Annotated in this window: 24 protein-coding genes; 16 read left to right on the top strand and 8 right to left on the bottom strand. The window is 67.0% G+C overall.

The features are described from left to right. The first annotated feature begins 284 nt into the window (after positions 1 to 284). The 7 genes from IEZ27_RS45575 to IEZ27_RS45545 all read left to right on the top strand — a co-directional run bounded on the left by IEZ27_RS45575 (position 285) and on the right by IEZ27_RS45545 (position 10,169). The gene (locus IEZ27_RS45575; RefSeq protein ID WP_189652949.1) at positions 285 to 725 is read left to right on the top strand and encodes a hypothetical protein; all 441 of its coding nucleotides are present in this window, start codon (positions 285 to 287) and stop codon (positions 723 to 725) included. 1 nt (position 726) lies between these two features. Continuing rightward, the gene (gene fxsT / locus IEZ27_RS45570; protein WP_189652948.1) at positions 727 to 3,297 is read left to right on the top strand and encodes an FxSxx-COOH system tetratricopeptide repeat protein; all 2,571 of its coding nucleotides are present in this window, start codon (positions 727 to 729) and stop codon (positions 3,295 to 3,297) included. 754 nt (positions 3,298 to 4,051) lie between these two features. After that, entirely contained in the window at positions 4,052 to 6,379 is a 2,328-nt protein-coding gene (locus IEZ27_RS45565) for a tetratricopeptide repeat protein (RefSeq protein ID WP_189652947.1), read from the top strand. A 330-nt stretch (positions 6,380 to 6,709) separates the two neighbouring features. Next, positions 6,710 to 7,489 (top strand): type I restriction enzyme HsdR N-terminal domain-containing protein, encoded by a 780-nt coding sequence (locus IEZ27_RS45560; protein ID WP_189652946.1) that lies wholly within the window; start codon positions 6,710 to 6,712, stop codon positions 7,487 to 7,489. 214 nt (positions 7,490 to 7,703) lie between these two features. Further along, positions 7,704 to 9,308, top strand: coding sequence for a NucA/NucB deoxyribonuclease domain-containing protein (locus IEZ27_RS45555; RefSeq protein ID WP_189652945.1), 1,605 nt, complete (start codon positions 7,704 to 7,706; stop codon positions 9,306 to 9,308). A gap of 59 nt (positions 9,309 to 9,367) precedes the next feature. Beyond that, positions 9,368 to 9,976 (top strand): DUF6461 domain-containing protein, encoded by a 609-nt coding sequence (locus IEZ27_RS45550; protein WP_229824938.1) that lies wholly within the window; start codon positions 9,368 to 9,370, stop codon positions 9,974 to 9,976. Between the two features lie 13 nt (positions 9,977 to 9,989). Next, positions 9,990 to 10,169, top strand: coding sequence for a GntR family transcriptional regulator (locus tag IEZ27_RS45545; RefSeq protein ID WP_189652971.1), 180 nt, complete (start codon positions 9,990 to 9,992; stop codon positions 10,167 to 10,169). A 217-nt stretch (positions 10,170 to 10,386) separates the two neighbouring features. Here IEZ27_RS45545 and IEZ27_RS45540 read toward each other — a convergent pair whose 3' ends face one another. Beyond that, positions 10,387 to 10,563, bottom strand: a complete 177-nt coding sequence (locus tag IEZ27_RS45540) for a hypothetical protein (protein ID WP_189652943.1) — start codon at positions 10,561 to 10,563, stop codon at positions 10,387 to 10,389. Positions 10,564 to 10,770: 207 nt separating this feature from the next. Here IEZ27_RS45540 and IEZ27_RS45535 point away from each other — a divergent pair, with 207 nt between their 5' ends. Together IEZ27_RS45535 and IEZ27_RS45530 are read left to right on the top strand one after the other, a co-directional pair. After that, positions 10,771 to 11,361, top strand: a complete 591-nt coding sequence (locus IEZ27_RS45535; protein ID WP_189652942.1) for a hypothetical protein — start codon at positions 10,771 to 10,773, stop codon at positions 11,359 to 11,361. A gap of 406 nt (positions 11,362 to 11,767) precedes the next feature. Next, positions 11,768 to 12,067, top strand: a complete 300-nt coding sequence (locus tag IEZ27_RS45530) for a hypothetical protein (RefSeq protein ID WP_189652941.1) — start codon at positions 11,768 to 11,770, stop codon at positions 12,065 to 12,067. A 184-nt stretch (positions 12,068 to 12,251) separates the two neighbouring features. Here IEZ27_RS45530 and IEZ27_RS45525 read toward each other — a convergent pair whose 3' ends face one another. Further along, positions 12,252 to 12,734 carry a DUF3885 domain-containing protein gene (locus tag IEZ27_RS45525; protein ID WP_229824930.1) on the bottom strand — a complete coding sequence of 161 codons (483 nt, stop codon included), beginning with the start codon at positions 12,732 to 12,734 and terminating at the stop codon, positions 12,252 to 12,254. A gap of 190 nt (positions 12,735 to 12,924) precedes the next feature. Further along, complete coding sequence (locus IEZ27_RS45520) at positions 12,925 to 13,581, bottom strand: dihydrofolate reductase family protein (protein ID WP_189652940.1); 657 nt, start codon at positions 13,579 to 13,581, stop codon at positions 12,925 to 12,927. Positions 13,582 to 13,917: 336 nt separating this feature from the next. Here IEZ27_RS45520 and IEZ27_RS45515 point away from each other — a divergent pair, with 336 nt between their 5' ends. Beyond that, the gene (locus IEZ27_RS45515; protein ID WP_189652939.1) at positions 13,918 to 14,388 is read left to right on the top strand and encodes a hypothetical protein; all 471 of its coding nucleotides are present in this window, start codon (positions 13,918 to 13,920) and stop codon (positions 14,386 to 14,388) included. Between the two features lie 62 nt (positions 14,389 to 14,450). Here the strand turns inward: IEZ27_RS45515 and IEZ27_RS45510 are convergent, their stop codons facing one another. Both IEZ27_RS45510 and IEZ27_RS45505 read right to left on the bottom strand, forming a co-directional pair. Further along, complete coding sequence (locus IEZ27_RS45510) at positions 14,451 to 15,221, bottom strand: arylamine N-acetyltransferase family protein (RefSeq protein WP_189652938.1); 771 nt, start codon at positions 15,219 to 15,221, stop codon at positions 14,451 to 14,453. A 52-nt stretch (positions 15,222 to 15,273) separates the two neighbouring features. Further along, positions 15,274 to 16,023 (bottom strand): class I SAM-dependent methyltransferase, encoded by a 750-nt coding sequence (locus IEZ27_RS45505; protein ID WP_189652937.1) that lies wholly within the window; start codon positions 16,021 to 16,023, stop codon positions 15,274 to 15,276. Between the two features lie 72 nt (positions 16,024 to 16,095). Here IEZ27_RS45505 and IEZ27_RS45500 point away from each other — a divergent pair, with 72 nt between their 5' ends. Further along, entirely contained in the window at positions 16,096 to 16,665 is a 570-nt protein-coding gene (locus IEZ27_RS45500; protein ID WP_189652936.1) for a CGNR zinc finger domain-containing protein, read from the top strand. Position 16,666: 1 nt separating this feature from the next. Here the strand turns inward: IEZ27_RS45500 and IEZ27_RS45495 are convergent, their stop codons facing one another. The 3 genes from IEZ27_RS45495 to IEZ27_RS45485 form a co-directional block, all read right to left on the bottom strand. Continuing rightward, positions 16,667 to 17,680, bottom strand: coding sequence for a D-2-hydroxyacid dehydrogenase family protein (locus IEZ27_RS45495; RefSeq protein ID WP_229824929.1), 1,014 nt, complete (start codon positions 17,678 to 17,680; stop codon positions 16,667 to 16,669). After that, entirely contained in the window at positions 17,677 to 17,814 is a 138-nt protein-coding gene (locus tag IEZ27_RS45490; RefSeq protein WP_189652935.1) for a hypothetical protein, read from the bottom strand. Before IEZ27_RS45490 ends, IEZ27_RS45495 begins: the two co-directional genes overlap by 4 nt. 141 nt (positions 17,815 to 17,955) lie before the next feature. After that, on the bottom strand, positions 17,956 to 18,327 hold the full coding sequence (locus tag IEZ27_RS45485) for a hypothetical protein (protein WP_189652934.1): 372 nt from the start codon (positions 18,325 to 18,327) through the stop codon (positions 17,956 to 17,958). 317 nt (positions 18,328 to 18,644) lie between these two features. On the opposite strand from IEZ27_RS45485, the gene IEZ27_RS45480 reads away from it, so the two are divergent. From IEZ27_RS45480 to IEZ27_RS45460, 5 genes are all read left to right on the top strand, one after another. After that, positions 18,645 to 20,477, top strand: coding sequence for a glycosyltransferase family 2 protein (locus IEZ27_RS45480; RefSeq protein ID WP_189652933.1), 1,833 nt, complete (start codon positions 18,645 to 18,647; stop codon positions 20,475 to 20,477). Positions 20,478 to 20,552: 75 nt separating this feature from the next. Then, the gene (locus tag IEZ27_RS45475) at positions 20,553 to 21,560 is read left to right on the top strand and encodes an energy-coupling factor ABC transporter permease (RefSeq protein WP_189652932.1); all 1,008 of its coding nucleotides are present in this window, start codon (positions 20,553 to 20,555) and stop codon (positions 21,558 to 21,560) included. Between the two features lie 17 nt (positions 21,561 to 21,577). Next, positions 21,578 to 22,339, top strand: coding sequence for a cobalt ECF transporter T component CbiQ (cbiQ, locus tag IEZ27_RS45470; protein ID WP_308427356.1), 762 nt, complete (start codon positions 21,578 to 21,580; stop codon positions 22,337 to 22,339). Continuing rightward, a complete protein-coding gene (locus IEZ27_RS45465) occupies positions 22,333 to 23,070 on the top strand; it encodes an energy-coupling factor ABC transporter ATP-binding protein (protein WP_125643040.1) in 738 nt (245 codons plus the stop codon). The genes cbiQ and IEZ27_RS45465 overlap by 7 nt, the downstream gene beginning before the upstream one ends. Positions 23,071 to 23,174: 104 nt before the next feature. Beyond that, on the top strand, positions 23,175 to 23,513 hold the full coding sequence (locus tag IEZ27_RS45460) for an STAS domain-containing protein (RefSeq protein WP_101785558.1): 339 nt from the start codon (positions 23,175 to 23,177) through the stop codon (positions 23,511 to 23,513). Positions 23,514 to 23,556 lie beyond the last annotated feature (43 nt).

Below are 23,556 nucleotides of genomic sequence, written 5' to 3'. Positions count from 1 at the left end.
GATCACCAGGCGGCAGGCCGCGAGACAAGAAGGCTCCTTGCCGGGGTCGTCGCAGTGACGGCCGTGACGATCGCTCACTTCGGCACTGGTCGTAGTCGGTTGGGGCGATCGGCTGCCGCGGCCCTCCTTCGTCGGGCCTTGCCACCGGATAACGCAGGGTAGATCGGAGTTGTCGTTTTGCGCGTTTTGGCCGGGGCGTGGCGGGTTAGAGTCGTTCATGGCGAGGGGTGCTATGGGCACACTGCCAGGGGTCGTCGTTTCTCCTGGGGAGAGGCTGGACGGGTATGAGCGGGGATCTGGTGAGCGTGGCCCAGGAACTGTCGCCGTATGTCACGGCGGCGGTCGGCGCCTACGGCGGCGCGGTGCTGGCCAAAGCCAATGAACAGGCCGCCGACGCCACAGTCGGGTGGGGACGCACAATTCTGCAGCGCATCTTCGGCGTGACCGCCGCTGAGGAGGAGGTGCCCGAGGCGGTGGCGGAGTTGGCCGCCGACCCGGACAACACCGATCTGCAGGCGGTGTTGCGGGTGCAGATCGGCAGACTCCTGACGGCCGATCCGGAGCTGGCCGCACAGGTGCGGACCCTGCTGGAGCAGGCTGAGGCCGCCACCGGCCGCACCGGCACCACCACGGTCACCGCCTCGGGACAGGGAGCGGTAGCGGCCGGGCGGGACATCACTGGCCCGGTCACCACGGGTGATCACTCTCCCATCACCCAGGCCTGATATGCCCGACACCCCACCACAACCGGAACCGGAAACTGCGGTTTCCGCTGCAGGGCAGCGGGCAGTGGCGGCCGGGCGGGACATCACAGCACCGGTCAGCACCGGAGACCACTCGCCGATCTACGCGCCCCGTCTGGAGCCGGGCAGTCTGCTGGCCGCCCGGCAGGTGCAAGTTCAGCCGCAGGAGCCGGTGCGCCGTCTGGAGGCGCCGCGGGCCTGGCAGTTCGTCGGTCGTGACCAGGAACTGGAGCGGCTGCGGGCTCTGCTGACCGGCGAGGGTGCTCCGGTGGTGGTGCGCCAGGTGCTGTACGGCATGGGCGGGGTGGGCAAGTCCGAGCTGGTCCGCCAGTACGCCCACACCTACCGGGACCGGTACCCGGTGGCGTGGTGGATCACGGCTGATTCCCCGCAGAACCTGCAGCAGGGCTTGGCCGCCCTGGCGGCGGCGATCCACCCCCCAGTCGGATTGGTGGGTGACGTCGAGCAGGCGGCCGTCTGGGCGTTGGATTGGCTGCAGGCCCATCCTGGCTGGCTGGTGGTGCTGGACAACGTCGAAGATCCCGACGACGTGCGGGTGTGCCTGGATCGGTTGTCGGCCGGGCATCTGGTGGTCACCACCCGGCGGGACGTCTACTGGCCGGGGCTGGCCCCCCTGGCCCTGCCGGTGCTGGATAGTGCACCCGCGCTGGATCTGATGCGCGCGATCATCGGGCAGTCCCAGCCGCTCGGCGCCGGCCAGATGGCCGACCTGGAGGCCATCGCGGCCGAGCTGGGGTATCTGCCGCTGGCTCTGGAGCAGGCGTCGGCCTACATGCGTCAGCAACGCTGCAGCCCCGCCCGCTACCTACGGCAGTTGCGTGAGGAACCCGCGCGGACGCACGCGCGGTTCCCGCAGGGCGGTGACGCCGAGCGAATCATGGCCAGGCTGTGGCACCACCATTTGAGAGCATTGCAAGATCACGACCGCCGCCACGGCCTGGCCAGTGAACACCTGCTGCGGGTGCTGACCTGCTACGCCCCCGACGACGTCCCACGCCTCCTGCTCGGCGAACTCTCGCCCGACGATTACGAGGCTGAGGGCCAGGAGAGTGATGAGGAGGGGTGGGACGAGGCGTTGGGGGTGCTGGCCTCCTACAGCATGATCACTCGGTCCGGGGTGGACGACACCGAGACGATCAGCATGCACCGGCTGTTCCAATCCGTGATCCGTCATGGCCTGGACTACGACGACCCCCGTCAGCACGCCGCCCGCCACACCGCCCTCACCTGGATACGGCAGGCGCTACCGCCCGATCCGGACTCCAACGTCAGCGGCTGGCCTGTCTGGCGCGATCTGATGCCCCACATCGGCGCATTGACCTCCTGCCACCTGCATGGGACCGAGCCCCCAGAACTCGGCAGCATCCTCAACCAGGCCACCGTTTTTACCGCGACGCAGGGCCAGCATCAGCGAGCCTATGACCTCGCCAACCGGGCGCTGGCTATCACTGAGGCCGCCTACGGCCCCGACCACCCCACCGTCGCCACCTTGCTGGGCAACCTCGCCAACAGCTTCCGCGCTTTGGGGCGTCCGGGCGAGGCGGTGCCGTTGGAACAGCGAGCGCTGGCTATCACTGAGGCCGCCTACGGCCCTGACCACCCCACCATCGCCACCTTGCTTGGCAACCTCGCCAGCGGCCTCCACGCTTTGGGGCGTCCGGGCGAGGCGGTGCCGTTGGAACAGCGAGCGCTGGCTATCACTGAGGCCGCCTACGGTCCCGATCACCCCGACCTCGCCATCCGGCTGGGCAACCTCGCCAACAGCCTCCACGCTTTGGGACGCCCGGGCGAGGCAGTGCCACTGTTTGAACGAGCAGTGGCTATCACTGAGGCCGCCTACGGTCCCGATCACCCCGACCTCGCCATCGGGCTGGGCAACCTCGCCAACGGCCTCCACGTTTTGGGGCTTCCGGGCGAGGCGGTGCCGTTGGAACAGCGAGCGCTGGCTATCACTGAGGCCGCCTACGGCCCTGACCACCCCAGCGTCGCCATCCGGCTGGGCAACCTCGCCAGCAGCTTCCACGCTTTGGGGCGTCTGAGCGAGGCGGTGCCGTTAAAACAACGAGCGCTGGCCATCACTGAGGCCGCCTACGGCCCTGACCACCCCAGCGTCGCCATCCGGCTGGGCAACCTCGCCAACAGCCTCCACGCTTTGGGGCGTCTGAGCGAGGCGGTGCCGTTGGAACAGCGAGCGCTGGCTATCACTGAGGCCGCCTACGGCCCTGACCACCCCGACCTCGCCATCCGGCTGGGCAACCTCGCCAGCAGCTTCTATGCTTTGGGGCGCCGGAGCGAGGCAGTGCCCTTGTTTGAACGAGCGCTGGCCATCGCTGAGGCGGCCTACGGCCCCGACCACCCCAGCGTCGCCATCGGGCTGGGCAACCTCGCCAACGGCCTCGGTGCTTTGGGGCGCCGGAGCGAGGCAGTGCCACTGTTTGAACGAGCGCTGGCCATCACTGAAGCCGCCTACGGCCCCGACCACCCCGACATCGCCGCGTTGCGAAGTGATCTGTCCTACGTATTGAAGATCTGAGCATGCCAGGTAGCAGGTCAAAACGACAGCATCATTAGATGCGCGATCGCTATCCTAAGGCGGGTGCTTCATGCCGCCACGCGGCTTCCGGTCGACCTCGCCTGCTCGGGCCTGGTGACCCTGCGGTCCGGGTCCACTGGGCAGCGGGATCGCGACTGATCCCCGTTGGGACGCATGATGACTGCCGATCTCCTCGCTAACGCCGCTGCTAGCAACAGCCCTGGACGACCGTGGACGGGGATGGGGTCCCGGAGGCGACGACGTCCCTCCTGAACAGGCGCCCCTGTCGTCCGTGGACGGTTGTGGACGAGGCGATTACTCCTTGTAATGAAGTGTTCGGCTGAGGCCGTGACGATTGCTGACTCCGGCATTCCCCGTATGGGCCGGGGCGATCGGCTGCCGCGGACCGACTCCGTCGGTCCTTGCCATCGGGCACCGGTGGGATCCGTGACGGCAACGCTGACGGCAACGTCGGCCACCAAGCCCACACGAAAGGCACCCCGGACGGTCGGCTGGCTCCTGGTAGCAGAGGGGGAACAGGGTGATAGCCACACCTGAAAAGCGGAAGGTCGGCATTGGCCTATCTTCGCCGGAACCCAGCCCACCGGGGGTTCCGCTGCTGCCGTCGAACGGTTTGAACCCAACAGGCAAGTGCCGCTTTTCATCGCCCTTGTCGTGTGCGAATCTCCGGTCACGGGCGAGAGGCGAGATCATGGGCGATGGCCGGTGGCGGGAACGTCGGGTAGTAGTCGCTGTGCTGGTCTCGGCGGTCATGGGGACAGCATCAGTGGTCCTCGTGGCCTTTAAGGTGGCAAATCCGTGGCTGCTTGGCACGGCGGCTGCGGTGGGCGCCGTCGCGGTGGCGGTATCTGGTGTCTGGCAGGACCGCCACAAGCGGATTGCGACTCGCCGCGACGAGGCCGAGTTCATGCTTCAAGATGGTTGTCTGGTGCTGCCCAGTGGCCGGCTGCCTAGGGTGTCGCAGATCGATGAGCCAATCAAGCTCGGTGTTCATCCGGCGATCGTGCTCGGTGATAGTGCCGCTCAGAACGCGCAGGCACCTGCGTACGTGCCCCGTGATGTCGACGTCGAGCTATGCCAGCGGCTCGCCTCGGGTGGGTTCGTCCTGCTGGTTGGGGACTCCGCCGCAGGCAAGTCCCGAACCGCTTTCGAGGCCATGCGGGCGTCTCTTCCTGATCACCTCTTGATCGCACCGCATGACCGGACTGCACTGCCGGCCGCCATCGAACGCACGCTACGAGTCAAACAAGCCGTGCTATGGCTATCGGACCTTGAACACTATCTCGGTACCGGCGGGTTGACTCGTGAGCACATCGCACGGATCAGCGGCGGAAGCGGCCATCACCGTGTCATCCTCGCGACCCTACGCAGTGCTGAACAGGTCCGGCTGACAAGCGCGTCCTCCGATGGTGAGGATGCCACTCGGCTGATCGGGCGGGAGATACGAGAGGCTTTGGAGCAGGCCGACGAGTTCCGGCTTGCCCGCATGTTCACCCTGACAGAGTTGGCGCGTGGACTTGCCCGATGCTCAGACCCGCGGATCTCATCGGCATTGGAGCACGCTGAAGAGTTCGGTGTCGCGGAGTACCTTGCGTCTGGACCGGAGCTGAAGCGGGACTACGACAACGCTTGGGACGTGGGCGTCAACCCGAGAGGTGCTGCCCTGGTCGCTGCGGCCATCGACTGCCGCCGTGCGGGATATACCAGTCCTCTACCTCGGAAATTACTCGAAGAGCTGCACGGCATCTATCTCGATGCCAGAGGCGGCCATCGACTCCGTCCTGAACTCGACGCCGACGCGTGGGAATGGGCCACCCGTCCCCGACGGGCCACAACAGCCTTGCTCTCGCCTTCACCCGATACCGACGGTGCTGTGACGGTCTTCGACTATCTCGTCGACGCCGTGCAGCAGGGCGAGGGGCCTCTGGCGCAAGTCTCCGAACCTGTTGTTCGAACCGCTCTCAACCGCGCCCAACTCGTGGTCGACGTTGAAGGGATTGCCTCGACTGCCAGCCGCCAAGGTCGTTACCTGCTTGCCGAAGCGGCATGGCGGAAAGCTCTTACGTGGCGCACTGCGATGCTCGGTGCGGAACATCCGGATACCTTGACGAGCCGTGACAGCCTGGCACTTGTCCTTTGGGGGTTGGGGCGGTTGAAGGAGGCTGAGGCCGAACACCGGACGGTGCTGGAGGCGCGCCGCCGGCTCCTGGGTGACCAGCACCCCGACACTTTGGCCAGCCGTGACAGCCTGGCACTTGTCCTTTGGGGGTTGGGGCGATTGGAGGAGGCCGAGGCCGTGAACCGGACGGTGCTGGAGGCGCGCCGCCAGTTCCTGGGTAACCAGCACCTCGACACGTTGATCAGTCGGAACAACCTGACACTTGTACTGCGGGGGCTGGGCAGGTTGGAGGAGGCTGAGGCCGAGAACCGGACCGTGCTGGAGGCCCGTCGCCAGCTTCTTGGTGACCAGCACCCCGACACGTTGATCAGTTGGAACAACCTGGCCCGTGTGTTGGCCGATCTCGGGCGGTTGGAGGAGGCCGAGGCTGAACAGCGCACGGTGCTGGAGGCGCGCCGCCGGCTCCTGGGTGACCAGCACCCGGATACGTTGATCAGTCGGAACAATCTGGGCCGTGTGCTGGCCGATCTCGGGCGGTTGGAGGAGGCCGAGGCCGAACACCGTGCCGTGCTGGAGGCACGCCGCCGCGTACTGGATGAGGACAATCCGCGCACGTTGACCAGCCGGAACAACCTGGCTCGCGTGTTGGCCGATCTCGGGCGGTTGGAGGAGGCCGAGGCCGAACACCGTGCCGTGCTGGAGGCACGCCGTCGCGTACTGGGCGATCAACACCCCGACGTCCAGCACAGTCGGACCAATCTGGGCTGTGTGCTGGCCGATCTCGGGCGGTTGGAGGAGGCCGAGGCTGAACACCGGGCGGCGCTGGAGGCACGCCGCCGACTCTTGGGCGACCAGCACCCGGATACGTTGGTCAGCCGAAACAACTTGGCCTGTGTGCTGATGGATCTAGGGAGGCTTGAGGCAGGCGAAGCGCCAGAGTGACAGCGGGGCTGACAACAACGTCCCGCACAGGGACACGCTTCGGCTGCCGTCCACGTGTGCCTGATGGCCTCGCTCGGCTGGGCAGGCGCTGGCCGAATGAAAACGGACAGTCCCATTTATCTATTTAGGTTCGGAAGTCGATCGTCTGGAATTCGAGCCTAGCTAGTCGGCGGAGTGGTGTTTAAGGAGATTTGTGCCATATATGCATTTGGCAATGTGGCCAGAGTGGCGCAGTGGGAGTCGTTTTTGCATCGATCCTAACGAGATAAGGCGTTGATCTTCCAAATGGCCTAGCCTGCCTTGTCCCTACTAGATGCGCAGGTGGATGCCATGAGCGAGCAGGCCGCACAGGCGATCGTCGGTAACGAGCAGAGCGAGGTCTCCAGGGAAGCCGTAAGCTCCCCAGCGAGGAAGCCGGTGGGGGCGCGAGCAGTTCCGAAGTGGGAGGCAGAAGCGCGGGACCGCGTTCGAGCAGCGATACGGCGCTACTCCAAGCCGCTAACCGATCTTATAGCGCGTGATGCCAACGAGGGGGACACGCGTCTGCTTATCACCGACTTCCTGTGCGCAGGACTCGGCTACGACAAATATGACGATCTCACTACGGAGTACCAGGTCAAGGGTGAATTCGCTGACTACGGTATCCGCATCGACAAGCAGCTGATCGCCTTCATAGAGGTGAAACGTTGCAGCCAGAAGCTCAACGTCAAGCACCTCCGGCAGGTGCAGATGTACGCCGTGAACGAGGGCGTTGAATGGATGGTCCTGTCCAACGGGCAAGTGTGGCAGGCGTACCACATGACCGCCGGCCTCCCCGTGGTGATCGACCTAGCTCTCGAAGTGGACCTGCTCAGTGACGCCAGCTTGAGCGTCAAGACGGACGCACTCTTTTACTTGACCAAGGAGGCGTTCAAGCGCCGCTTGATCGATGATCTGTGGAGGGCTCGCGCGGCAACGTCCCCGAAGTCCCTGGCTCAGGTGCTTCTCTCCGACGTGGTGACAGACGCCGTACGCAAGGAACTGCGACGTCAGACGAACCATAATGCCGATGTCGGCGAGATCCATCGCATCCTGCGCAGTGAGGTACTTCGGCCGGAGACCTTGCTTTGACGCGTGATCTGATGGCGCGGCGCGGAGGTTGATGATCGTGCTAACGCGGATGCTAACAACCGCTCTGGACAACCCCGGATACTTCTGGACTGGGAACGCTCCAGGAAGGGCTCTGAGCAGGTGTCCGTGACGGCGGCGGACGCCTGTGGACATTCTCGAAGTCCCTTGTAAACAGAAGGTCAGGGGTTCGATTCCCCTTGTCGGCTCCGTAACCATGACCGTCGAAGTCGAACACGACCCGGCCGCACCCGGCCAAGGCAGCGGAGCCATCTGGACGGGAACCAGCACCACCGCCGTCCCCTCCGGTAACTACACCGGCGTCGCCATCCCCTCGGGCAAGCTAACCAACGGCTGGAAAGTCCGCTGGCGCGCCCGCGCCACCGCAGCTGGCGTCAACGGCGCCTGGACCACCTGGCACGCCCTGACCATCGCCGTCTCCAGCGTCGCTCCGGCCGCCGTGCGAACCGGAGTGGCCCTGACCTCGGACCCGAACACCAGCGGCCCGTTCGACTACCAGCGCATGAGCCCCGCGGACTGCAACGCGGAGCGGCGCAAGTCACCGCGCCCCTGGCATGGATTCGGATGGACTGTCCTGCGGCCCTACACCGGTTGCTACAGCCGGATCGCCGGATGGGGCGACTGGGAAGTCGACCAGCTCACCGGGATCCCGACGTCAGAGTGCCCGAAGTCCGAAGGCGTCAGGATGACGGTCAACGTCATCATGTACACCAACCTCGGCACCAAGAAGGGCGAGCCGGTCGTCCACGGGGAGAATGACCGCGAACTGCAGGCCTGGGACATCAGCATCTGGATCGACATCACTGAGCTCATCGTCATGGACTCCAACTGCAACCAGACGAACATGCTCGACGGGCGCAACATCACAGTCAGAGTGGAGGCCGTGGGCTCCGACAACGCCGACTGCAACCAGATCAAGGGCCCTGCAGGCGGGAAGCGGGTCGCTCCCATCGGGGACTTCAAGCGAAGCGGCAACGGCCGGACCGCCTGGATCTTCCGATCCGAGGGCACCAGGTGGGGCAACTGCACCCTGCGACCCAAGCTCTACCCCGGCGTGAGCGTCGACTTCCTCGATCCGGAGCCGTTCAAGCTCTGGCACCACCTCGGAACCGAGCAGATCCCCACCCGCCCGAAGGGCGACTTCCCGTTCGTCGCCCGCTGCGACAGCATCCGCCTCTCCTATCCGGTGCCCAAGGCCAATGGGCAGCCCGGAAACGACTGGATCGGCTACTCCGGCGGGTGTCGAATTCTGGGTGCGGACCGCGTCTACACCATGTACGCGGACGACCCGTTCCGTAGTGAGGTAGCAAGGCACATCAGGGACGCCTTCCAAAACCCGCAGGCGACCGATCCAAAGCTGGACCGGAACGGCAATCCGATCACCAAGAGCTTCCCCGGCAACTATGACGTGATACCCAGACCGCCCCTGACCAGACGGGCGAGAAACGGGCGCGCACCCGACGGCCCTCTCCTCAACTCGAAGAACCGCACGCAGATGACCTGGTACTGCCCGAACCTCCCCGGGGCTGGCCCGGGCAAGCAGTGCGACGAGTGTCCGTTCGCCTCCACCAACCAGGCGATCGGTGTCGAAGGCCAGCTCATCAACAACGTCTGGACGCCCACCTTCAACGCCTCACTTCGTCAGGTGAGCACCGACCACAACCAAGCCGCAGGACGCGACCTGGCGGCTTTCTACGCCCGCTACCGCGTCTTCACCTCTGGCCAGCTCGAAGGCGGCGCGGGCAACTGGCCGTCCAATGCCTTCTGGGTCAGAATCCGCAACGGCGCACCACCGTCATAACGTCATAGCCGGGAGAGGGCCTCGCCCTCTCCCGGCTCCTCCACCATCAGAAGGTGAGCATGCAGTCGCCGACGCACCTGCACGATCTCCTAATCTCAACCATCTTCACCGAGGGACTCGATGACGAGATGGACCTCTGGACGCTGGGATTCAGCGCCCTCTGGGTCAAAGGAATGGATCGCGACGCCGTCGCCGAGGCATTCTCCCTGGACCTCGTCACCAGCACGCCGAGCCACCTGAACGAATTGCTCGACAACAGTGAGGAAGGCGGGCCCACCTGGGTGGGCGAGGCCGGAGAGTGGACCTGCATCATTCCGGGGCCGACCGACGACGACTTCCTGCTGCCGTTGACCGCGGGCGGGCGGGAGGCGCTCTGCTTCAGCATGGATATGGGCGGCCATGACCATTTCAAGTATCTGAAGGACGGGGAGGTGGTTGTCGCCTTCCAGCCCACCTGGCCCGACCCCGTGCACGGGAGCGATCCGCACGCGCTCGACCACCTCATGGAAGGGCTGCGCTTCCAGACCAGCGGCGGCGACGTCATCGAGGATCGCGTGGACGAGGGCGAGAGCATCAGCTCCGTCCTGACGCTGATCGGCCGGATCACGGGGACGGACATCGCCGCTGACTGGCTTGAGGCGACGCACTCGCTCGTCTACCCTCGCTAGTGCGTTGACCACGATGGTTCAGTCTGGGCAGCGGCTTCCTTCGGAACTGGACCTTGCGGAGCAGTACGGCATAGCCAGAATGACCGTTCGCCGTGCGATGAAGGAGCTACGCGAGCGCGGCCTGATCCGGAGCGTTCATGGCAAGGGCACCTACGTTCAGCAGCCCGCCCCTCCTGAAGACGCCGACGGGTGACGGTTGCTGTACAGCAACCCGTACAGCAACGCCGACTTACCTGATCACATGAAGACGGACTGACCCTGCTGCTCGGATACCCCTGAGCGTGATCCACCAGGCGCTTGCCCTGCCCTTGTAAACAGAAGGTCAGGGGTTCGATTCCCCTCGTCGGCTCTGCAAGCGAAAGGCCCCTGAGCAGGCATTACGCCGTCAGGGGCCTTCTGCTTTCCGACCTTCAACCGGTGTCTTCGGTGCCTTTGGGAGCCACCGGGGTCTGTTCGCCCAGGAGAGCGCTGGAGATGGCTTCCGTGGTCGCGCGCCGGTCGTCCTCCAGCAGGTGGCCGTAGACGTCCTTAGGCACGCCGCTGCACGTCGTGTCCGAAGTTCTCGGCCACGCCAGCATCTCGATCACATGGGCCAACATGCCCTGCCACAGGGTCCCCATTTTGGGCCACGGTGAGCTTGTAACCTGTCGTCGGCCAGCGTCGCGATCACGCTCCCGGCCGCAGGAGTGCGCATGAGTGCCGTGAACGAAACTCCAATAGCGATCGGGGATTTCTGCACAATAGGTACACATCAGCCCGGCGGAATCGCCACCAGCGAAAGTTAAGATCGCGCGGTGGACACAACCAGCGATCTTCCTGATGCGTCTCGCCAGCGTGCTCCCACGAACGTCGGCGGCGGGGACTGGGCGACGTTCGCCGTATTGCTGGGGCTCGGAACGATTTATGCGACGAGTGTTCCCGGGTGGCATTTCATGTGGCTCATGCTCGTCGGTGTCGGTTGGCTGTTGTTTGGCGTCACCTGGTTGATCGTGCTCGGTGTCGCCCTTGTCAGGCGGGCAAGGCTAGTCGCATTGCGTCGTAACTGGATGTTCTGGGCCGTGCCGCCCCTGGTCGTGGCGTTGGTCGGCTCTCTGGTCTACGTCGGTGCGCCGTTCAGGATGCGTTTCGAGTTGTCACGCAGCAGCCTCGACCACTTCGCGAAGACGGTGTCGGAGGGGACGCCGCCGGGGAAGCGAAATTGGATCGGCCTGTATCCCGTCGAGTACCTTGAAGGATCCCGCCGGGCCTTCGGCTTCATGATCGAGGACACGGGTTTCTTCGGAAGTTACGGCTTCGCCTGGAGTCCGAATGGCGAGCCGGACATCGACGCGCCAGGCTACTACCGCCACTTCGACGGCCAGTGGTACCTCTGGATCGACGATTGACAGACGATTCGTCCGTCTCGGGCACCCAGGTGCTCGCCAAGGCATGGCCGGGTCGGCGAGGTGGTTTCTTGGCCTTGCTGGGAGCCACCTTGGGAGCCATCCGAATGGACGATCATAAACTGGACTGACAGATCTGAACGGCCAGGCCCTTGGCGACCAGCAGAACGGACGATTCTGAAGATCGTTTGGGGGCCTTGTAATCAGGAGGTCAGGGGTTCGTTCTCATCGTCGGCTCTGCAGCTCAAAGGCCCTTCGGGATGATCTCGGAGGGGCTTTCTGATCTCTGTGCGGCAGGGTTGTGCAGCAACGTGATCTTTCGACGACGGGAGTCCCGGTGGCAGCGACTCGGATGCTCACGTTCGCCATGTGGCGTGACGGCCGTTGCTTGGGTCTCCAAGGGTTGCTCATGTCTCTTGGGCCCCTGATCGAGACCTACGAGTGGCGACTGACGATCGACTGGATGATTCCCGAGATCGAGATACCCGGAGACGTGTGGCTGGCGACGGACCAGGTTCTCCAGCTGTTCGAGTCTGAGCCACAGCTTGTGGATGGAGAGGCGGAGGGGCGCAGGGCCGGCTCATTGACAGCTGATGTTCGCCTTCGAGCCTTCGACAGCGGTTCGTGGGATGTCCAGACGGCGAGGCCGGACGTTGCGGGGAGGATCGGTGAGATCTACCCGGATGCGGTTGAACTCGACAACTGGTGAAGCCCGCCTCCGCCGCGCCGCCCCGGTGAAGGCGTACAGGCGATGCTCTTGTAGGAGCGCGCGGACTTGAGTCGGGGGCCAGGTCATGCCTGGCAGCAGCATGTTGTGCCAGTGACCGGCGACCGCTTGACCAGGTGGACGATCGCAGGGCCTTATGACTGGCTTCCCCCTGCAAGTGGTGGGATCAGAGTCCGAGGGGGTGTGTGGAGAGCCAGTCGGTGTGCGCGGTCTTCAGGGCGTCTCGTTCTTGTGGGCTGGCCAGGATGACGTCGGCGCCGCCGTCGTAGGGGTGGTAGAGGCGTCGCAGGTCGATGTCCATGATGATGACGCCGGCACACTCGTCGTCGGCGACCGCCAGCAGCAGGGGATCCACGCTTCCTGGCTTCCAGCGTCGCTCGCTGACGTGTAGGTGCATGGTCCCGCCGGGATCGTCGTCGTCGTCCTCGCGGAGCCTGGTCCATGGGCGTGAGCCAGGGTTGAGGGCGTGCGGATCGGTGGGGGAGAACACCTCGACGCCTTCATCGGGGACGAAGCTCATGGTCACGATGTGGACGAGGTGGTCGGCGAACAGCTCCGTGAGCACGGTGTTGTGGCGGCCGAGCAGGATCTGGTACTCGGCGGCGGTGTCGGCGTACCGCTTGGATTCCGGCAGGCTGTGAAAGCGCACCCAGCGGTCCCGATCGCAGTGAAGCTGGTGAGCGATCGGGGGGCTGTCCGGCCAGCGCGACCACCACAATGCCGACAGCTCGGGTAAGTCAGGGTTCGGGAGCTCTCGGAAAGGCACTCGCCCAGGGTAGAGGCTGACAACCTCACGGCACGATCTTGTTGTCGCCGGTGCCGACAGCTGTTCTGGACGGTCATGGATGGCTGTCACCGCCGGTCCCCTCTCGGGATTCGGAAGAGGCCTTTTGGACCTCTGTGTGGCGGTGAGGTCTCGGGTGTCCCTGGGGCTGGCGCCTAACGCGGTGGCGGAGGTGGACGACTTGTGCGTTGAAGGTGCGGGACTCGGCCAGTTCGAGATTCACCCGGCGTTCGTGATGGGGGAAGAACGGCATGCCGCCGCCGACCAGTACCGGGTAGATCCTGGTCACGTACTCGTCGATCAGATCTGATGCGGCTGCCTCGACGGCGAGGGGCGCGCCGCCGATCGCGATGTTGCCGTTCGCCGGCTCGGCACGCAGCCGCTTGATCTCCTCCGCCAGGCCGCCGGAGGCCAGGCGGGCGTTGCCCTGCACCGCCGACAGGGCGGTGGAGAAGACCACCTTGGGGAGGCGCGTCCAGAGTGCGGCCCACTCGAGCCTCGCGTCGTTGAGCGATGGATCCTGGTCGGCGGTCTCCCAGTACAACATCGTCTCGTACAGGCGTCGTCCCAGCAGGTAGACGCCGACCTTCCGGATCTCGTCGATGTGGGAGCGGAAGACCTCCTCGTCGGGCTCCGTCCAGTTGAAGTCGCCGTCCGGGCCGGCGATGTGGCCGTCGAGTGAGATGTTCATCGAATAGGTCACGCTGCGCATCGGGAGTCATCCTTGGTGGCGGGTTCGACAGTACGACTGCCGGACGCCGCAGAAATCATCGTGGCTCACAGACGATGGTTCGCCTGGCGTGCGTTCGATGCTCGGCTGCGTGGCTCGGGCGAGGGACGCCGACTACTGAATCCAGTTCGCTGATCAGGGCGGCCTCCAGCATGCGTCCCAAGTAAGGCCGTTTGGGTGCCCAGAATTCTGGGCCTGAACGCGAAGGGAGTCGCTTCGTGATTCGAGGGGCTGTTCTGTCACTTGTGGGTGACGACTCCGACAGGTGTCTCGTTAGAGTGTTAGCCCTGAGTCGCTCTCCCCGTTGTGAGGACATGCATGGCGGACGAACCCGCTAGACCCCGACGGCTGACTGTCTACGCCGAGGCCGCTGCTGTCCTGGCCCTCGTCGTCGCGATTGTCGGCGTGGTGGTCGCCGTCCTCGCCCTTCAGCACGACAAGGATGTCGCCTCCGGGAATTCGACGGCGACTCCCGCGGTGACGGTCACTCAGTATGTTCGGAATACGCCCGGCCAGGACCCGGACGAGGCCGGCTCGTCCTCATCGGGTTTCTGGGGTGTGACCGGGATCGTGGTGCTGACCATATTGAGTGGTCTCGTCGCCGGAGTGTTCGTTTTCATGTCCTGGGAAAATCTCGTCTCGGACGTCGGATCCTTCCTTGCCACGGCGGTGGTCGTAGGAGGTCACGCCTTCGTACTCTCCCTCCTCGGCCTTACGGTGGTCTGGGCGGTGATCGTGGCCGTGGTGTTCGGGGCGATCGGATTCTTGGCCAACGTGTTCGCCGCCTAGCGAGAGCCTCGGGGCGACATGCCGATGCCGTACGCGGACTCCTACGCGGCGCGGCCGTGGGGTCAGGCGCCTGCGGCGGGTGGGCGGTCGAGGGTTACGCCGAAGTGTTCGCGGTACGCCTGCAGCAGTTCGTTCTCGTTCAGGATGCGTTCGGCGCGTTCGCCCTGGCGGGTGACGATCAGTTTGCGCCCGCTGATCGTCGTACGCCCCTCCGCCGTACGGATCGAGCACACCGGCGACCGGGTGAAGTGGGAGTCCGGCGAGGTGGACTGCCACCAGCAGGTCGGTACGAAGTCGGCCAGCTCGTACGGCCTCGCGGTCAGCCGGTACCCGGGCTCCCCGTTGTACAGCACGTCGAGGTCGCCCTGGTCACCGGGAGCGGGGACGATCCGGAACACGCCCACCGGGTCCTTCTGCTCGCCGCGCTCCCTGAGCCGCAGCGGTTCGTCGGCGAAGTCGCCGAAGCCGACGTCCACCAGCCACGGCTCGTCGAGGTCGACGCGGAGCGCGAGGTGGTCGAACAGCGGCCCTGGCCGGCCGCCCCCGAACACGCGGGCCGCCAGCAGCGTCACCCGGTAGCCGAGGGCGGTCAGCAGCGCGGCGAACAGGCCGTTCTGCTCGTAACAGAAGCCGCCGCGGCGGCGGGTGACCAGCTTGTCGAACAGCGCGTCCGGTTCGAGGGAGATCGGCTCGCCGAGGTGGATGCTCAGGTTCTCGAACGGCACCGCCTTCAGGTGCGCGAGCTGCAGGTTTCGGAGACCGTGGACATCCGGCGGCACCGGCCGGGACGCTCCGAATCTGTCCAAGTAGCGCACGACTTGCGACTCGTCCATGACGTACAGGAAACCATGTCTCGCCTGCGCGCGCCCGGCAGATGGCGCGGGCTCAGCCCCGTACGGCGCACAGCAGCCGGTTGTTCCCCCGCTGCCACAACGTGCCGATCTCGCCGAATCCGGCCTTGGTCAGCGCGCCGACGTGGTGCTCGACCAGGTGGGACTCGGAACCGTTGTGGGACGCGCCGGCCGTGGTGCGCTCCTCGTTGAGGTCGGCGAAGGCGGGGTCGGCGGCGATGGCCTCCCACCAGGCGCGCCAGTCCTCGGGGCGGCGGTCGGCGAAGACCCGGTCGGTCTCGCGCTGGTGCACCGCGTGCTCCAGCCGGGCCAGGGCGGGGGAGGAGGAGTCCATGTGGTCGCCGTTGAGCAGCACCCCGCCGGGGCGCAGCACGCCGGCAAGCTCCGCGTACGTCTCCTGAAGCTCCTCCGGTGAGATCCAGTGCAGCGCGGTCGTGCTGACGGCGGCGTCGGCGGGACGGTCGAGGCCGAGCGCCCGCGTCCACCCGCCGGTGCGCAGGTCGGCGGAGACGAATCGCAGCCCGGGGTAGGCCGCGCGCCCGAGCGCCAGCAGCAGCGGGTCGGCGTCGACGGCGATCACCGTGGCGCCGGGAAGGCGTTCGAGCAGCCGGGCGGACAGCGACCCGGGCCCGCACCCCAGGTCGATGACCACGGGATCGGGACGCCCCAGGGCCTCGACAGCGTCGATCAGCGCGGTGAAACGGGCCTCCCGGTCGGGGAGGTAACCCTCCTGCTGGCGGTCCCAACGATCGATCCATTCCAGCGCGATTTCGTGAGTGAGCACCACGATCTCCCTGTAACTGTCATCTATGATTTGGGCAGTCACAACATAGAGCGCGAAGGTGTAACTGGTCAAGTGGATTACAACAGTCACACGGATTTGATCGTCCGGGTCGCGGTGGCGCTGGTCAACGCGCTCACGCCGGGCGAGCGGCGGGGACGCGAGTTCCCCGTTCCGGCCGACCTCGTCGCGGCCGCCTCGGAGGCGCTGGACAGCGTCTACCCCAACCATCGCGACCTCGCCGAGCAGGAAGCCGCCGAGCTGGCCGAGGTGGCGGCCCGGCTGCGCGAGGTGTTCCGCGGGGTGGCCGACGGCGACGCCGACGCCGCCGCGCTGGCGACCAACGCGCTGCTGGAGGAGAGCAGGGCCAGGCCGATGCTCGAACGCCACGACGGCGAGCCGTGGCACCTGCACTTCCACGGCCCCGGCGGCTCGCTGGCGGCCGACTGGGCGGCGAGCTGCTCGACCGGGCTCGCGATCGTGCTCGGCAGCGAGTTCGCCGACCGCCTCGGCGTCTGCACTGCCCCTCACTGCGACCGCGTCTACGTGGACGTCTCCCGCAACGGCACCCGCCGGTTCTGCTCCACGGCCTGCCAGAACCGCGTCAAGACCGCGGCCTTCCGCGCCAGGACGCGAACGGAGTGAGTCAGGTCAGCACCCGGATCGGCGTGCCGTCGAGGTAGGCGTCGATGTCCTGCACGGCGTCCCGGAAGTACGTCTCGTAGTTGCCGCCGGTGACGTACCCGAGATGAGGGGTGGCCAGCACGTTGGGCAGCCTGCGCAGCTCGTGCCCGGCGGGCAGGGGCTCGGTCTCGAACACGTCGAGCCCGGCTCCGGCGATCAGCCCCTCGCGCAGCGCCGCCGCCAGGGCGTCCTGGTCGACGATGGCCGCCCGCGAGGTGTTGACCAGGTAGGCGCTGGGCCGCATCAACGACAACTCGCGCCGGCCGACCAGCCCGCGGGTACGCTCGCCCAGCACCAGGTGGACGGAGACGACGTCGGACTCGGCGAACAACTCCTCCTTGGTGGCCAGCCGCACGCCCAGCTCGTCGGTACGGGCCCGGGTGAGGTGCCGGCTCCAGGCGATCACGTTCATGCCGAACGCCTGCCCGATGCGGGCCATCTGCGACCCGATCTTGCCGAGGCCGAGCAGCCCGAGCGTGCTGCCGTGCAGGTCCATGCCGACCGTGCTCTGCCACGGGCCGTCGGAGCGCATCGCCGCGGCCTCGGGCAGCAGGTGGCGGGCCAGGCCGAGGATGAGCGCCCAGGTCAGCTCGGCCGGCGGGGTCGAGGCGCTGCCCGTGCCGCACACCGTGACGCCGCGGGCGCGGGCGGCGTCGAGGTCGACGGAGGCGTTGCGCATGCCCGTGGTGATCAGCAGGCGCAGCCGGGGCAGCCGCTCGAACACCTCCGCCGTGAACGGCGTGCGCTCCCGCATGACAACCACGATCTCGAAGTCGGCGAGGGCCGCCACCAGCTCGTCGTGGCCGGTGAAGTGGGCGCGGAAGCTCGTGGCACGGACCCGCGACCAGTCGGCCAGCCCGAGGGCCACACCCTGGTAGTCGTCGAGGACGGCGCAGCGCAGCATGATCCGAGATCCTACGCCGCGGTCCCCCTGCTCCAGCTCCCCGGCGGGGCCGGGGAGCTGGAGCCCGTTCATTCGGCGGCGGGCTGTCGCGCCGCTTCGCGTGGAGCGGCCAGCCGTTCTGCCTCGTGGTGCAGCGCCAGGACCAGGATCAGCTCCAGGTCGAGCTCCTCCAGGTCCGGCGCCGCCAGACCGTCAAGGACGCGCATGGTGGGCCTCCCTGAACAAGTGACGTCTCAGATGTCACAGAGGTTCACATCCATCTGAAACGTTCTCAGGGCCGGCCCCGCGGACCGGGATGGCCAAACGCCATTCCGGCCCGGAAGTACGGAATTATCCCAGACAAATCATCAGGCAACTCCCGGCAATCCGGAATTGCGGTTCAACTCCATCTCCATCTGCATCGCCAGAATCTCCTGCCGCTCCTCGTTGATCCTTCGGCAAAGCGTGACATATGCGGTCAGAACCTTCGAGTACGAGGCTCGGGCCTCCTCCAGTTGGCCGCGCAGCCGTTCGATGCGGTCGGGGTCGGCGATCTCCGCGGACTCCGCCTCGACCAGCAGCGAACGTGCCTCGTCGACGATCTCCTCCGCCCGCATCCGCGTACGTCGCAGCATCGCCGAGCACTGGAAGAGCTCCGCCAGACGTACTGAGGAACGAGTGAACTCGGACTTGCTCATGGCCGTGCCGCCCGCCCAGTGCCAGCGAAGATTCGATCCCATTCCCGCCACCTTCCCGGTCAAGGTTGCCTAACTGTAGACGTCTGTACCTCGCCGGAGGATCACGTCAAGGCCCGGCGGAGTAGGTCCCTGCTCCCGGCGGAGAGTTTTCTTCCTCTGGCGGGTCGAAGATTTTCCACTGAAACTCATTCGGTCCCTGCTGAATGTGCTGATTGCAGCCGTGTGCGCGGCCTATCCGAGGAATGCAACGAATCGCCTGGGTCGAGAATTGGATGCCGACGAAGACCGCCGATCGGCCCCCACGGCGGCGCGCGTTCGTCACATACTGAAACCGGATGGCGGCGCAACGTGACTCTGAGGTGACGACAGTGGTGGCGATGTCGGTGGCGGGGAACAGCGGCGAGACGGTCGACGTCAGCGTCGTCATCCCGGTGCACAACTGCCGTCCCTATCTGGACAGGTGCCTCACCTCGGCGCTCGTGCAGCGGGTGAAGAAGGAGATCATCGTCGTGGACGACGGCTCCACCGACGGCGGCTCCGAACTCCTCGACCTGTACGCCGCCTACCACCCGTCCACCGTCAGGGTGATCCACATCGCCGGCTCCGGCGGCGCCGGCCGCCCGCGCAACGTCGGCCTCGACCACGCCACCGGCCGGTACGTCTTCTTCTGCGACGCCGACGACCACCTCGGCCCAGAGGCGCTGGCCCGCATGGTCGCCATGGCCGACAGGAACGGCTCCGACATCGTGCTGGGCAAGATCGTCGGCCACGGCCGCCGGGCCCCCGCCTCGATGTTCCAGCACAACGCCGAACGTCTGACCCTCGCCGACAGCAACGTCTACAACAGCCTGAGCTGCTTCAAGCTGTTCCGGCGGGACATGGTCGAGCGGCACGGCATCCGTTTCGCCGAGGACATGCTCGTCGGCGAGGACATCATGTTCACCGCGCACGCCTACTGCCACGCCGGCGTGATCTCCGTGGTCGCCGACTACGACTGCTACCACCTGGTCTCCAGACCCGACGGCAGCAGCATCATGCAGCAGGATGGCAGCAGGGACCCGGTCGCCTGGCTGTCCATGATCCGGCGGCCCATCCGCCTCATGGCCCGGCACGTCGAGCCCGGCCCGCTGCGCGACCACCTGCTGCGCCGGCACTTCAGGCTCGACGCCTTCACCCAGCTCGGCACGGTGCTCCTGGAGAGCGACGAGGTGCGCCGCAAGGAGATCGCGCAGGAGGTCGCGGACCTGTGCGACGAGTGGCTGACCCCCGGCGTGCTGGCCCGGCTCAACACCATCGACAAGCAGCGGGTGGCCTCGCTCGGCGACGTCGAACGCCTGGTCCGGCTGGCCCGTATCGAGGGCGCCACCGTACGGCGGCGGCTGACCGCGCTGCGCTGGGACGGCGACCACCTGGTCGTGACCGGCACGGCCGGGCTGGAGGGCATCAGGCGGGACGACGGCGTGGCCCTGGTGCTGCGCGCCCGCAACGACCCGCGCAGCGAGCTGATCCTGCCTGCCGAGCGGCACGGCGCGGAGTTCACCGCGCGCGTGGACGCCGCCTCGCTCGCCTCCGGGGTGTGGGACCTGCGGGTCGCGGTCGAGCTGGAGGGCGTCATCCGCCACGGCAGGCTGGGCGCCGACCGCGAGAACGGCGTCACCAGGCCGCTGCCCCGCCTGATCGGCGGCGTCGTGACGTTGCCGTACTTCACCAGGGACAACGGCAACCTGAGCATCGACGTCGGCGGGCACCTCGTCGCCGTGCCGGGCACGGTCCGGCTGATCAGGACCCGGTGGTCGCTCGGCTACCGGTTCCTCGTGGACGGCGAGGTCAGCGTGGTCGGGACGGTTCCCGAGTGCGAGGCGGTCCGGCGGATCGTCTGGCGCGAGCGGGAGACGGGCCGCGAGCGCGCCGAGCGTGTGTCGCCGCTGCCCGGGGGCGGGTTCGCCGCCAGGCTGCCGCTGGGCCGGTTCCCGCCGGGCACCTGGGACGCCTATCTGGAGCTCGACCTGGGCGGGCCGCCGGTGCGGTTGAGGATCGAGACCGACCCGGAGACGGTCGCCGGGCCGCTCAAGTGGATGGGCGCGGCGCTGCTGCGCAGTGTGCGGCCGTACGCGACCTCGGGCAAGGGGCGGCTGAGCACGGTCGTGCAGCGGCTGACGCCGCGGTCGATCGTTAAGAGGATTCTGGCGTAATTGCCATCTATGTGCAGGTGCAAGACGATGCCTTAAAGTGAGGAGGGTTTGTCCGTCCTTCTGGAGGCGCTTGCCGTGCACGTACCCGATGGCTTCTTCAACGCAGCTACATCCGTCTCCGCCGGGGCGGTGGCGGCCGCCGGCGTCGCGGTCTGCCTGAGGGGCGCCCGGCGCGAGCTGGACGACCGGACCGCGCCCATGGCGGGGCTCGTGGCGGCCTTCATCTTCGCGGTCCAGATGCTGAACTTCCCCGTCGCGGCGGGGACCAGCGGCCACCTGCTGGGCGGCGCGCTGGCGGCGATACTCGTCGGCCCCTACACAGGGGTGCTCTGCATGGCCGTGGTGCTCCTGGTGCAGGCGGTGTTCTTCGCCGACGGCGGACTGACCGCGCTGGGCGTCAACATCACGATCATGGGCATCGTCACCGTGCTGGTCGGCTGGGGGGTCTTCCGGCTGGTCAGCGCGCTGGTCAAGGGCAAGGGCGGGGTGACGCTCGGGGCGTTCCTGGGGGCGCTGATCTCGGTGCCGGCCTCGGCGCTGGTGTTCTCGCTGTTGTTCTGGGTCGGCGGCACCGCGCCGATCGAGGTCTCGGCGGTGGCCGCGGCCATGGGCGGCGTGCACGTGCTGATCGGCATCGGCGAGGCGCTGATCACCGCCACCACCGTCGCCGCAGTCCTGGCCGTACGTCCCGACCTGGTGTACGGCGCCCGCGGGCTGGCCAAGCCGCTGGTGCTCAAGGGAGCCGGGGGCGACACCACGACCGTGGGCGAGGAGGCGCCGGTCGCCAGGCCGCGCGCGCTCAAGCCGTTCCTGCTGGGCGGGGTCGGGCTGACGCTGGTGCTGGCCGGGATCGTGTCCTTCTTCGCCGCCTCCGACCCCGACGGGCTGGAGGCCGTGGCCGAGAACAAGGGCTTCAGCGGCCAGGCGGCCGACCACGCGTTCGGGTCGTGGGCGCTGGCCGACTACGGTGATGTGGGCGGAATCCCGGTCGGCGTGGCCGGGATCGTCGGCGTCGGGCTCGTGCTGCTCATCGCCGGGGGCGTGGCGTTCGCCGCGCGGAGCCGTACGAGCGTGCAGGTCTGATCAGTGAAGGACGGTGAGTGAAGGTGGGCGCGGGGCATCGGCACGATCTCTACCTGCCGGGCGACTCTCCGGTCCACCGGCTGCCGCCGCAGTGCAAGCTGCTCGCCGTCTTCGCCTTCGCCGTCGTCGTGGTGGCCACGCCGCGGGAGCGTTTCTGGGCGTTCGCGGTCTACGCGGTGCTGCTCGGGGGCGTCGCGGTGGCCGCGCGGGTGCCGTTCGGGCACGTGCTTCGGCGGATGGTGATCGAGTTGCCGTTCGTGTTGTTCGCGTTCCTGATCCCGGTGATCGGGATGGGGGAGCGCACGACGGTGCTGGGGGTCTCGCTGAGCGTTCAGGGCCTTTGGGCGGCCTGGAACATCCTGGTCAAGGCCACGCTCGGCGTGATCGCCTCGATCCTGCTCGCGGCCACCACAGAGCCGCGGGTCATCCTCGCCGGGGCGCAGCGGCTGCGGCTGCCCAGCCTGCTGGTGCAGATCGCCATGTTCATGCTCAGGTACATGGACGTGATCGTGGGGGAGATGCGGCGGATGCGGGTGGCGCGGGAGTCGCGCGGGTTCGAGGCGCGCAACTTCCGGCAGATCCCGGTGATCGCACGTTCGGCCGGGGCGCTGTTCATCCGTTCGTACGAGCGGGGTGAGCGGGTGCATCTGGCGATGTTGAGCCGCGGATACTCCGGACGGATGCCGATGATTCAAGATATTTCGGCATCTGTCGGGCAGTGGGGGGCCGCGCTCGCCCTGCCCGTCGTGGCACTCGCGGTATTGGGACTCTCATGGTGAACTCTCTGGAGGTCAGCGAGCTGGCCTACGCCTACCCCGACGGCACGCAGGCCTTGTTCGGCGTGAACCTGTCGATCGGCCGCGGCGAGCGGGTGGCCCTGCTCGGCCCCAACGGCGCCGGCAAGACCACCCTCGTCATGCACCTCAACGGCATCCTGACCGCCGGGCACGGCAGCGTGGCCGTGGGCGGCGTCCCGGTGCGCAAGGACACCCTCAAAGAGGTCCGGCAGCGTGTCGGCCTGGTCTTCCAGGACCCCGACGACCAGCTCTTCATGCCCACGGTCAGGGACGACGTGGCCTTCGGCCCGGCCAACGCGGGGCTCGGGGGCGAGGAGCTGGACCGCGTGGTCCGGACCGCGCTCGACCGGGTCGGCATGCTGGAGGCCGCCGACCGGCCGCCGCACCACCTGTCGTTCGGGCAGCGGCGCAGGGTGGCGGTGGCCACGGTGCTGGCGATGGAGCCGGAGATCCTGGTGCTCGACGAGCCCTCCTCCAACCTCGACCCGGCCGCCCGCAGGGAGCTGGCCGAGATCCTGCGTTCGCTGGACGTGACGGTGCTCATGGTCACCCACGACCTGCCGTACGCGCTGGAGTTGTGCGAGCGTTCGCTGATCCTTTCGGGAGGCGTGATCGCCGCCGACGGCCCCACACGAGACCTGCTGACCGACACGGACCTGCTGGCCAGACACCGCCTGGAACTCCCGTACGGCTTCGCCGTCCCCACCGGGTGATGCGATTAGTCCGGTCTGGTCCACATGCATCCGGCTCTTCGTAGTTTGTGCATGCCCGCTATCCGGGGATGTCGAAGTACAGTGGCTCATCGAGGAGGGGCCAAATGAAGCTGCGGCTTGCGCGACACGCCCTGGGTGACGCCGTGGTGGTGGCCGTTGAGGGGGAGCTCGATCTGTTCACCGCACCGTTCCTCCGCGACGAGGTACGCGACGCCATCAAACAGGACAGCGCCAGGCTCGTGCTCGACCTGCAGCAGCTGTCGTTCATGGACTCCAGCGGTCTTTCAGTGCTGATCGAGGCCTGGCGGCTGGCCACCGGAGAGGGCGGTGGGGTGTCCCTGGCCGCGCCCCAGGCGCCCGTGGCGCGCATCCTGCGGACCACGGGGCTCGACCGGCGGATCAAGGTGTACTCCGACGTCGACAGCGCTGTGGGGGAGATTTAACCCGCCCCGAGTAGAACTTCATTCGGTTGGCGCGTTAGGGTCC

It is taken from the genome of Nonomuraea spiralis (assembly GCF_014648435.1).
GTDB classification, from domain to species: domain Bacteria; phylum Actinomycetota; class Actinomycetes; order Streptosporangiales; family Streptosporangiaceae; genus Nonomuraea; species Nonomuraea spiralis.
This window is presented reverse-complemented; position numbering and strand designations above follow the sequence as displayed.

Bases quoted from the DNA above. Each gene is read 5' to 3' on its own strand.
- IEZ27_RS45575 (WP_189652949.1), top strand. From the start codon at position 285: ATGAGCGGGGATCTGGTGAGCGTGGCCCAGGAACTGTCGCCGTATGTC.
- fxsT (WP_189652948.1), top strand. From the start codon at position 727: ATGCCCGACACCCCACCACAACCGGAACCGGAAACTGCGGTTTCCGCT.
- IEZ27_RS45560 (WP_189652946.1), top strand. From the start codon at position 6,710: ATGAGCGAGCAGGCCGCACAGGCGATCGTCGGTAACGAGCAGAGCGAG.
- IEZ27_RS45555 (WP_189652945.1), top strand. From the start codon at position 7,704: ATGACCGTCGAAGTCGAACACGACCCGGCCGCACCCGGCCAAGGCAGC.
- IEZ27_RS45550 (WP_229824938.1), top strand. From the start codon at position 9,368: ATGCAGTCGCCGACGCACCTGCACGATCTCCTAATCTCAACCATCTTC.
- IEZ27_RS45545 (WP_189652971.1), top strand. From the start codon at position 9,990: ATGGTTCAGTCTGGGCAGCGGCTTCCTTCGGAACTGGACCTTGCGGAG.
- IEZ27_RS45530 (WP_189652941.1), top strand. From the start codon at position 11,768: ATGTCTCTTGGGCCCCTGATCGAGACCTACGAGTGGCGACTGACGATC.
- IEZ27_RS45520 (WP_189652940.1), bottom strand. From the start codon at position 13,581: ATGCGCAGCGTGACCTATTCGATGAACATCTCACTCGACGGCCACATC.
- IEZ27_RS45515 (WP_189652939.1), top strand. From the start codon at position 13,918: ATGGCGGACGAACCCGCTAGACCCCGACGGCTGACTGTCTACGCCGAG.
- IEZ27_RS45510 (WP_189652938.1), bottom strand. From the start codon at position 15,221: ATGGACGAGTCGCAAGTCGTGCGCTACTTGGACAGATTCGGAGCGTCC.
- IEZ27_RS45495 (WP_229824929.1), bottom strand. From the start codon at position 17,680: ATGAACGGGCTCCAGCTCCCCGGCCCCGCCGGGGAGCTGGAGCAGGGG.
- IEZ27_RS45490 (WP_189652935.1), bottom strand. From the start codon at position 17,814: ATGCGCGTCCTTGACGGTCTGGCGGCGCCGGACCTGGAGGAGCTCGAC.
- IEZ27_RS45485 (WP_189652934.1), bottom strand. From the start codon at position 18,327: ATGGGATCGAATCTTCGCTGGCACTGGGCGGGCGGCACGGCCATGAGC.
- IEZ27_RS45465 (WP_125643040.1), top strand. From the start codon at position 22,333: ATGGTGAACTCTCTGGAGGTCAGCGAGCTGGCCTACGCCTACCCCGAC.
- IEZ27_RS45460 (WP_101785558.1), top strand. From the start codon at position 23,175: ATGAAGCTGCGGCTTGCGCGACACGCCCTGGGTGACGCCGTGGTGGTG.